We start from the raw sequence: 7646 nt of genomic DNA on the forward strand, positions 1-7646 counted from the left end.
TTCTAACAAAGGACTTTTTAATCGGCTTTATCTAAAATATTATTATGCTATAATTTGGTTTATTTCAATATCTCATCAAGGATAAGCAATGCAGGATAAATGGCTAAAGTCTCGAATTGATTATTTGCGCGGAATTAAAAACCTAAATGAACAACAAAAGCTTCTATTGCTCCTCATAGATAAGTCGGAAAAAACCTCAGATGATGAAAAAAAGATAGCCGCCATTGTCCGTGCAGAAAAAGCTGCCGAGCGCGCAATAAAGGCTAGAGCAGATGCTGCTAGAATTTTAAATACTGAGAAGAAAAATGAACGAAAATTAAGAGACCGTGAAATGTATCAATCTGCAGGGCTATTAGTCTTAAGCGGCCTTGTTGATGGTAAAACTGGAAAGCCATTTAGAGATCGGGCTGAACTTCTTGGTGCACTTGCAACACTAGCCTCATCAAAAATTGCAGAAGAACGATGGCAAGAATGGAAGATTAAAGGCGAGCAAATATTAGCCGAGAAGAAGGGATAGATTTTCCAAGCTAGATTTCTTACTTCTTACCCATAAAAACTCTCAGCGATCATCTGTGACGATTTAAACCTATATTCAGATTAATATTCGCCACAGCATTTTATTCCTAAGTCAAAAAAAAGTTAAATAATCAATTTAGCTAACCAGAAAAACACTGTTTGGGTGCGTTGAGATGAGTTTCTCATTATGCCGCTAATAATTCTGAGTGTAAATGAAGCGGGAAATGTACCTTGTCATCGTTACACTCGACAATCACGAGAATTATCGAATTACTGCGTCAAAGTTGTAACTTTTATGGGGCGCTGAATTTTAAGCATTGTCCTTAGCTTACTTCTTTTAAAAGCTAAGAAGCTTTTCCTGCAAAAAGCTTAAAAGAAAAAAGAACCAAAAAAAGAAAATCCAGTTAAGCAGTTAGTTTTTACACAATCAGCCCTTCGGGTCACTACGCGAGTTTAACCACAGTCGCTATGCTCCTGATGGATAAACCTGATTATGCAAAACTCTAATTATTTTTTTGACGCTCCGACTTGCTTAAAAAAATCGATCACTACTGCGCTTTTTAATGGCGCGTTCTCGATTTTTTACGCTTCGCGTCGCGTTCATATAGATCATTAGAAAGGGCAAAATATGAAGCTCAATAAAATCAATTACTTACGGAGGGGGGTGTGTTCTCCTAGGAGAACAGGGGTGTGTTCTCCTAGGAGAACAGGGTCAAAAACATTTATTGACTACTCAGTTAAAAAATGTAACTGAGTAGGTGATAAAAATATCCCATAAGAACAGGGGGGTGTTCATGACGACATTGCCTAAACCTACAACTAAAAAACCCAACTTTGTCCAAACAGAGCTTAAAGTTCACGAAGAATGGGCTCAACTAACGATGAAGAAGCCTTATGCTGCTGCGCTTATGCATGTTTTAACGGCACAGGTAGGTGAACATAATGCTGTAGTTGCCTCATATCCAACATTAGCCAAACTTTTAGGCGTATCTGTAATGACAATTCGCCGAGCTGTAACTATTTTAAGCGAAGGAAACTGGATTGAAGTTAGGCGAATTGGAGGGACAGGAACTTCAAACGCTTACATAATTAATGACAGAGTGGCATGGACGCAGCCACGAGATAATCTCCGCTATAGTCTTTTTAGTGCTAACGTAATTATCTCTAGTGATGAACAGCCCGATAAGGATCAGTTAGAAAATCAAAAGCCATTACGTAAACTTCCGAAAATTGGTGAAATGCAAATTCCTTTTGGCGATGGACTGCCACCGCCAAGCCAACCTAGCTTACCAGATATGGAACCTGATCTCCCAGCTACGGGGCAACAAATGGATATAGAGGATATTATTTAGCAGATTTACCAAAAATTCGACTTAGAAAACTTGTATGTGTAGTAGGGGCTGCCAACACTAATCGTTGCGCTTGCTCTCTCCATGCATCTCTATCTTCGCGCATATCTGAAAGCTGCTGACGCAACTGTAATACTAACGCATCAGACACTTCACTAGCCACTTCATGACGCTCCACCTGCTTTACTTTGACTTGCGTCGCTGACGCACCAGAATAAACACGGGCCAACTCAGATGGATCAAACATAAAAGCACCAGCATCATTGCGTGATGCAGAAACCTTACCTTTTTTGACAGCTCTAAGAAGAGTTGATTTGCTTACACCAGCCAATTTAGCCGCTTCACCAATGTAAATCATGACGCTTCACCTTTTGTAAAATTGACGCGTCATAGTGCAACATAAACATAAAAATAAAATTAAAATTATTGTTTGATTTTTAGCCTAAAACACATGAATAATTATTTCATAGTTTTGCACCAATCTCAAAACCTATAAAATTCATAAATCGTCAGACCTATTTCAATAATGCTTTCTGATAAAATAAAATGACAGAAGACAGGCTATTCATTATCAAAATTTAGGTTTCTTAAAAACGTTATTTAAAAATAAAATTACGAAAATATATCAACTATCATTATTACACTTCCAATAATCTAGTAAGTTACGTAGAGCAACTTTAAATAATGATGGGGCTTTTATTCCAAGTATCATTTTTCCTTTATCATTTAAAAGAAAACCAATTTCAATATTTAATTCATCATTATTTTCTTTAGTACCACCATATAATACGACAGTACGAATAATTTTATATTCTGGATATGAAGGGGTAATATAATTTTGTTCAATAAAATTGTAATTTTCTAATTCTCGAATGCCTACTTCACGATTATTATATATTTTACCCTCAATATTTATTATTTCAAGTTTATCAATATCAACTAAAATTAAATCAGGTATATGGATAATCGCTGTTTTATCTCCGGATTTATACAATCCTCTATCTGTATATTTCTTTAAAGGAATAAACGTACCGTCACTTTTAACAAAATAACTTTTTTCACACCCCGCATGGTTCTCAAAAATCGAATAACCTTTAGTAAAAGCTTCAACTACTAAATGGATAAATATTGTACCTAGTTTTTCTCCGCTTTTTTCAAAATGCCAATATTCATTTTTGTTTGGCTGGTATTTAGGTATACTAAGCCCCTGAAGGTTTATATTTAATTTATTGCATATTTGAATAAATTTATTCTGCCGTCTAAGAGGTATGTTTTTTTGAGATAATCCATGTTGAGTTATCGTTATTTTTTTGTTACATCCTAATTTTCTGATTACTGCTGAAATTATACTTAATGCACCAATATTAGGATCGTGAGATAATGTGCCTGCTTTATATAACCTTCCTGATATTTGGATCTCATCATCTTCATCTTGAATAAGAATTGGTATATTGCCTGCAGGTGGCCTACGCATAGAATTCTTTGCATCTATTAACTCGTTAATGGATGTAAATGGAAGCTTTACTGTTGGATTATCCACCTTGCCTAAAATTTCAACTCCATAAGTTGATAATAAACGATTACCAAAAATATTAGTCGCACTTGGACTTACGCTTTCATCTACTTGCAACGAATATAGCATAATTTTTTTTACATTTTGATAAAACATATCAATATATACAAATTTCGTACACCTTTGATAAACTCCCGTATTACGGCTTTCGCTATCATCTGTTTTAGTCTCTTCAATAGCAAATAAAGGTTGATCCGTTGGCACAGGTTCATGCTCTTGAAAATAAACGAGATAATCAACGAAGCTAGAGCTTCCTGATATTGTTTTTATTAAAATTTTTTCTATTGTTGGTGTATTTATACCTAAAACTTGATAAGTAAATGAAAAATTTCCCTCACTTAATAAAGGTATAATTCTTATTGCACCCGCAAAAAAACCTATTTTTTTTTCTTTAGCAAATCTTTCAAAAATTGCTGTGATAACATTCGCTTTGGGTCGCTCTTCAGTTAAAATCCACAAATTATTCATGTTACTTACTCAATATATATAAGCGTTCTTTAATAAATTTATTGTTTTTTCCCTTATTATTACTTTTAAATCGTAGATAATCAAAATTAAAAATCTCTACGTTGGAACCTTTATAATTTAAAATTTCAAGAATTGATGCTTCAGGCATTATACCTTCATTGTTATAACTCAATAATAAATGTTTATATTTTCCATTTTTTACGATTTTTTCTAAATCATCTAATGCTGTTTTTATATTGCAAAACCTTGATTTTTGCTCTGAATAATCGCGAATACCAGATATACCTTTTATTTCTGGATCATCATATTTAGCGATTGTTTCTAATAAATGATAATTCGGTGCATATTGACGTTGATTATAAGGAGGATCTAAATAAAAGATATCAGCTTCAACTTCATTTAAAAGCTTTAAAGAATCTTTTTGAAAGACAGTATTTTCATGAGAGTTAATAATTATTTCAGGTTCACGGAGATACATTTTTTTAAGAGCTCTGCTATCCCATTTTTTATGAAATGCAGCATAAACACCTGAGATATTAGCGTAAAATGGAACAGTCTCAATTAAGGCTGCGATTAAAATGAAAAATTCAAATTCATTTATTAATTTATTTTTTAACCATTCATCAATTTGAATGCGAACCTTATCAATGAAAATACCATTGTCGCCTGTATAGTACATTCTAGGTATTATAGCATCAAAACTACCTTCTGGAGTATAATTATTATATATAAAGCCTTTTTTTTGAGTTATATTATTTAAATATTCTAATACTTTTTGTAGTGGAGTTGCAAATAAGGAAGAGACTTCAATATTTCCTAAGTGTGGTAAAAGACTAATAAATTTAGGTTCATTATTATTTTCTATAGAAGCCTTTTGGAGTACATAAGAATAATACATTAAGTCACTACTAAATATTTTATATCCTAATTTTTTAAAAAATTTTGCAACACTTGTTGTTCCTGAAAAAACATCAAAAAAAGAGGTTCCATTTATTCCCATACTTTGCATTGCAGAATATATAGGTTGAACTAAGTTTTCTTTATTTCCGATATAACGCATTATATTTCTGTCACTTAATAATTAGTAATTAAAACTTCTTTACTACCCTCTTTATTGGGATCTTTTGTATTATATGACGAATTTTTATATCCATAATTTAATTCATACATATTATACCCCTCACTAAATAACCATTTTTTTAAAATGTCATTACTTTTACCTTTGTGCTCTATTACGTTAGACAATGCAAAACGTATACCTTTTTTACCTAAATTACTAAGCAAACATAATAACTTAACCTCTTGTATTTCATTCCAACCTGAAAATCCCCTTTTACCATCATTATATGTACCAGTCGTAATTAAATAGGGGGGATCACAATAAACTAAATCATCTTGACATAATTGATTATAGTTAAACTGATCAAACGATAAATTTAATAATTTAATATTATTTCTTTGAATCCCCTTAATAAAATTTATTAAATTAATTTTCATGGTATCATTAAAGCAGCTTCTTTTTTTTCCAAATGGTGTATTAAACTTATGTGAGTTATTAAATCTAATTTGATGATTAAATGAATAAGCTGACAAAATAAACAAATCTAATGGATGTCTATTATCATTATATTGGCGCCGTAACTCTAAATATCCTACTTCATTCACTTGTGATAAAGATAAACTTAATATCCTATTTTCAATATAGAACAAAATGTCTTTTTCCGTATTTTTTTGTAAAAATCTATATAAATCAATTAAATAAGTAAGATTATCATTTAAAATCAAATTTTGGGAAGTAATATTCATCCCTACATTACATCCACCTGCAAAAACATCAAAAAAAGTACCAATTTTTTTAGGAAAAAGAGGTAATATCTGAGGCAATAATTTATATTTACCACCTATATAATTCAAAGGTGATTTTATCATACAGTTTCTCTATTCATTAAAAGTTTTTCTGACTAATTTTATAAGTATTGGTGTTATTTAAGGTAAATGTTACGTTGCTACATACCAATTTTCTCCATGAAGATTTCAAGGTCAAAAAGGAACGACCATAAAATCGAATATACTATCATGAAGCTTCATTCTACAAACATTCTTGATGATTAAACCTAGTTTTACGCAAACTTACAATCTCACAATTCCATATCATAATCATCATCGCGGCTTTTTGACTTTTGCTTAGGTTTTGCTTTGCGCTTTTCCGCGCGCCTTTTATCCGCTTCAAGTTGCTGTTGCCGTTTTAACTGCTCGGCTTCTAATGCAAGTTGCGCAATACGCTTACGCTCGCCATCGCGTTGCCCCTCAACGCTTAAAGGGGCAATCTCAGCAATGGCCGCATCAATATCAATCTGCTCAGCTATCAAAGCCTCTAAAGCTTCTTTTCGCTGCTTTGATAGCTCTAATCCACGTGTAGCCTCTAAATGATCAGCCGCATATTTTTGCTTAATGTGATGTTCTTTGATCTCAGCTTCTTCAAATCGCTTTTCTGCATCAACCGCTTTTTTAAACAATTCCTTATTGTCTATGCCAAGTGCAGTTTTAAACCGATGCTGTGAGCGCCACCTCTCCAAACTATTATTTGCCTCAGTAAATGCCTTCTCAGCCCTAAACCGATCAATATCAGCCATGCGAACAGAACCAAAGCCCTCTGTTTGTGCCTTTAAGTCCGATAGTTTTTTCCAATATTTGGATATTTTCTTTTCAACCTGTTTAACAGCTTCAACAATAGCTTCAAAGGATTTACCTATAAATTCATCTCTAACGCTATCAGCAAGCTTTTTACGAGCAAAATCGGCTAATCTAACATAATCAATCGCCTCTAGCCGTGCTTTTTGCAGCCGCATTGCGCTCTGTAACTCAACAACGGCCGCACCAACAGAGGGAATAATCTCCTTTAAACCCTCTGTTGCTTCCCTTAATACAGCCTTGGCCGCCCTAAACTCTATAATTTGTGCCTTACCGCTCTTACGCCATTCACTCGGTAATAATTTGCGCTCTGGTTGTTCATCTATGCCTTGATCCTTAAGGGAGCGCATATCAATACGCACTTGCTCTCCAACACGCGTTAAAGCGTCATTACAGGCAATTTCCCAACGATGGCGTAATTTCTTTAAATCATCTGCACGCTCTGCCCTAGTTAATGTTTGCCCTGCATGCTCACCATATCCCTTTTTAGCACCGCCTTTTTCAGGAGATTTTCTATTATAGCGCTTAAAATACTGATCTGGATCACGATGCAGTCCGTCAATTTGACGCTCTGAGAACATCAGATGAACATGAGGCTGTTCTTTACCGTCTGCTGCAAGGGGAACATGAATTGCCCATTGATAAGCATGGCGCGTGCCTATCTCTTGCTCAACCCATGAGCGCACAAGCTCAATCTGCTGATCACCATTTAACTCACGCGGCAAAGCTATTTCCATTTCGCGGTAGGTTGTACCATTGGCTCGCTCATGAGCATCTGCCTCCAGCCAAAAGCGATTAGGTTCAGCCTCTGCCCAAACTGGCATATTGCCATGTTCTGAAGCCAACAATCGCTCACCACGTTCAATGCGTTTTGCATAGATACCTTCACGAGCAATATAGGCGGCATGAACTGCAGCTTTTCCAGTTTTACCAACTTTCATGGAAAGACGCGCTATCGCCATTTCATCAATCCTTACACTACAGCCACTAGACAAAATTCCCAAAGGGAACGCGCGTTTCTCTGCAAGAGAAACAACTAAGCGCGCCTT

General features: G+C 34.5%; 7 protein-coding genes. 2 read left to right on the forward strand and 5 right to left on the reverse strand.

Annotated elements, in window-relative coordinates:
* Positions 1-88 precede the first annotated feature (88 nt).
* Both N6A79_RS15805 and N6A79_RS15810 read left to right on the forward strand, forming a co-directional pair.
* Positions 89-517: a conjugal transfer protein TraD gene (locus N6A79_RS15805; RefSeq protein WP_263499714.1), complete on the forward strand. Its 429-nt coding sequence runs from the start codon at positions 89-91 to the stop codon at positions 515-517.
* A gap of 793 nt (positions 518-1310) precedes the next feature.
* Entirely contained in the window at positions 1311-1868 is a 558-nt protein-coding gene (locus tag N6A79_RS15810) for a helix-turn-helix domain-containing protein (RefSeq protein WP_263499715.1), read from the forward strand.
* Here N6A79_RS15810 and N6A79_RS15815 read toward each other — a convergent pair.
* From N6A79_RS15815 to N6A79_RS15835, 5 genes are all read right to left on the reverse strand, one after another.
* The gene (locus N6A79_RS15815) at positions 1861-2223 is read right to left on the reverse strand and encodes a hypothetical protein (protein ID WP_263499716.1); all 363 of its coding nucleotides are present in this window, start codon (positions 2221-2223) and stop codon (positions 1861-1863) included. The two genes, N6A79_RS15810 and N6A79_RS15815, sit on opposite strands and share 8 nt — an antisense overlap.
* A gap of 267 nt (positions 2224-2490) precedes the next feature.
* A complete protein-coding gene (locus tag N6A79_RS15820; RefSeq protein WP_263499717.1) occupies positions 2491-3906 on the reverse strand; it encodes a hypothetical protein in 1416 nt (471 codons plus the stop codon).
* Between the two features lies 1 nt (position 3907).
* Entirely contained in the window at positions 3908-4966 is a 1059-nt protein-coding gene (locus tag N6A79_RS15825) for a DNA adenine methylase (RefSeq protein WP_263499711.1), read from the reverse strand.
* A 14-nt stretch (positions 4967-4980) separates the two neighbouring features.
* Entirely contained in the window at positions 4981-5835 is an 855-nt protein-coding gene (locus N6A79_RS15830; RefSeq protein ID WP_263499712.1) for a DNA adenine methylase, read from the reverse strand.
* A 209-nt stretch (positions 5836-6044) separates the two neighbouring features.
* Entirely contained in the window at positions 6045-7559 is a 1515-nt protein-coding gene (locus N6A79_RS15835; RefSeq protein ID WP_268547703.1) for a MobA/MobL family protein, read from the reverse strand.
* Between the last annotated feature and the right edge of the window lie 87 nt (positions 7560-7646).

This window comes from Bartonella sp. HY761, from assembly GCF_026743145.1.
Taxonomy (GTDB): domain Bacteria; phylum Pseudomonadota; class Alphaproteobacteria; order Rhizobiales; family Rhizobiaceae; genus HY038.

What these genes read in the sequence shown, in the direction of transcription:
- N6A79_RS15805 (WP_263499714.1), top strand. Translation starts at nt 89, where the DNA reads ATGCAGGATAAATGGCTAAAGTCTCGAATTGATTATTTGCGCGGAATT.
- N6A79_RS15810 (WP_263499715.1), top strand. Translation starts at nt 1,311, where the DNA reads ATGACGACATTGCCTAAACCTACAACTAAAAAACCCAACTTTGTCCAA.
- N6A79_RS15815 (WP_263499716.1), bottom strand. Translation starts at nt 2,223, where the DNA reads ATGATTTACATTGGTGAAGCGGCTAAATTGGCTGGTGTAAGCAAATCA.
- N6A79_RS15820 (WP_263499717.1), bottom strand. Translation starts at nt 3,906, where the DNA reads ATGAATAATTTGTGGATTTTAACTGAAGAGCGACCCAAAGCGAATGTT.
- N6A79_RS15825 (WP_263499711.1), bottom strand. Translation starts at nt 4,966, where the DNA reads ATGCGTTATATCGGAAATAAAGAAAACTTAGTTCAACCTATATATTCT.
- N6A79_RS15830 (WP_263499712.1), bottom strand. Translation starts at nt 5,835, where the DNA reads ATGATAAAATCACCTTTGAATTATATAGGTGGTAAATATAAATTATTG.
- N6A79_RS15835 (WP_268547703.1), bottom strand. Translation starts at nt 7,559, where the DNA reads ATGGCGATAGCGCGTCTTTCCATGAAAGTTGGTAAAACTGGAAAAGCT.